Below are 2,058 nucleotides of genomic sequence, written 5' to 3' on the forward strand. Positions count from 1 at the left end.
GGGGCACCCCGCCCTGATCCGCCTCGCCCTGGTCGCCCGGAGGTGCGGCGGGTGGTGCTGTGCGGCGGAGGAAGGAGAGGGATTGCTCGGCGAAGTGGGGGCCGGCGTGGGAGTGACGCGGTAGTTCGACGACGGTCAGGCCCTGGTAGCCGGTCTCGGCGAGGGCGGCGAGGACGGGTGGGAAGTCGATCTCCCCGTCTCCGAGAGGGAGGTGTTCGTGGATGCCCCGGCGCATGTCCTCGATCTGGATGTGACGTAGCCACGGCGCGGCGGCGCGGACGCAGTCGGCGGGTGGCAGGGGTTCGAGGCACTGGCAGTGGCCGATGTCGAGGGTGACACCCAGCGCGTCCGGACTGCCGAGTGCTTCGCGCAGACGGTGGAAGTCGGCGAGGGTGGCGAGGAGGTGGCCGGGTTCGGGTTCCACGGCCAGGGGGATGCCGGTGTCGGTGGCGGCGTCCAGGACGGGGGCGAGGGCCTCGGACAGACGTTTCCAGGCGGTGTCCGTGTCGGTGCCGGGCGGGGTGACGCCGCTGAAGCAGTGCACGGCGTGGGCGCCGAGGTCGGCGGCGACCCGTACGGCACGGAGGAGCAGGTCGGCCCGTCTGGCGCGGTCGTCCGGGTCCGCGTCCAGGAGGGAGGGGCCGTGCTTGCGGCGCGGGTCGAGTACATAGCGGGCGCCGGTCTCCACGGTGACGCTCAACCCGAGCGACTCCAGTCTGCGGGCGACTCGCGCGGTGCGGGCCGGGAGGTCCGGGGCGAGCGGGTCGAGGTGCATGTGGTCGAGCGTCAGGCCGACGCCGTCGTAGCCGAGGTCGGCGAGCAGGGCGAGGGCGTCGTCGAGGCGGAGGTCGGCGAGGCCGTTGGTTCCGTAGCCGAAGCGGAGGGGGTGAGGCGCCGAGGTGGGAGCCGGTGGCTGCACCGGAGTCGGCCCGTGCCCGTGCCCGGAAACCGGGGGCTGGTTAGGAGCCGGGGGCTGACCCGTCAGGTGATGTTCGGGCGTGGTCATGTGACGTTCACCTTCCTCGCGAACCTGCGCGCGGCCGGGGCCAGGGCCACGGTGAGCAGAGCCGTGACGGGGGCGCCCGCACGGGCCGTGAGGGCGGCCTGCAGAGGGATGAGGGCACGGATGCCGGAGCCGACGGCGCGTTGGGTGAGCGGGGGTGACGGATTGAGGACGGCGTGGAACAGGGGGCGTGCGGTGGTAGCGGCGTAAGTGGCGGCGAGGGCGGTGTAGAGGGTGGCCGGCGGACCGACCGGGCCGTGCCGGAGAGCGTGGCTCCTGCCCGACGACAGCCGAGCCGACGCCACTTCGGCGAGCACCACCGGATCGGACAGCGGGCCGACGGTGGCGCCGGTGGAGTTGGCCGAGGCGACCGGGCCCGTGGGACCGGTCGAGGAGGCGGGGTCAGCCGTCGGGTGGCCTGTCGCCGGGAGGCCTGTCGCCGGGATGCCTGTCGCCGGGAGGCGAGTCAGCCGCCAGGCCAGGGCCGCGGTCGTTGCCAGGCCTGTCAGAGGGGCCAGAGCGGAACCGCCCCGTGCCTCATGGCGGGACACCGTGGTCACCGCGAGTGTGTGGGCGCCGAGGGTCAGTGCGGAGGGAAGGGCGGCCCGGGTGCTGCCGGTGGTGGTGGCCGCGCCCAGGAGGAGGTCGAGTGCGCGGGCGGCGGCCATGGCCAGGGGGCCGACCGGGGTGCGTTTCAGGGCAAGGTCGTACGACCAGACGGTGACCGTGAGGGGGACGGCAATGGTGAGGGCGGGGCGGCCCGCGCGGGCGGCCAGGGCGAGTCCGGCGGCGGTGAGTGCGCCCGCCGCGGCGAGAGCCGAGGTGGGGCGTACGCGGCCGGAGGGCAGAGGGCGGTGCGGGCGTTCCACGGCGTCCTCGTCGCGGTCGGCCCAGTCGTTCAAGGCCATGCCCGCCTCGTACAGGCAGAGGGAGGAGCCGATGGCGAGCAGAGTGCGTGGGCCGGGGCGGGCCCCGGCGGCGGCCGCGCCCGCGAGTGCGTCGCCGGGGACGGTGAACAGGGCGGGGAGGCGCAGGAGTTCGGCCCAGGCCCGGGG

General features: G+C 75.0%; 2 protein-coding genes. Both read right to left on the reverse strand.

Annotated features, from left to right (window positions below; translation table 11 throughout):
- A partial coding sequence (locus FNH04_RS45320; RefSeq protein ID WP_152792047.1) for a sugar phosphate isomerase/epimerase family protein occupies positions 1 to 1,006 on the reverse strand: 1,006 nt, incomplete at its 3' end.
- On the reverse strand, positions 1,003 to 2,058 hold a 1,056-nt coding region (locus FNH04_RS45325), incomplete at its 5' end, for an SCO3242 family prenyltransferase (protein ID WP_152792048.1). The genes FNH04_RS45320 and FNH04_RS45325, both read right to left, overlap by 4 nt.

It is taken from the genome of Streptomyces phyllanthi (genome assembly GCF_009377205.1).
GTDB lineage: Bacteria > Actinomycetota > Actinomycetes > Streptomycetales > Streptomycetaceae > Streptomyces > Streptomyces phyllanthi.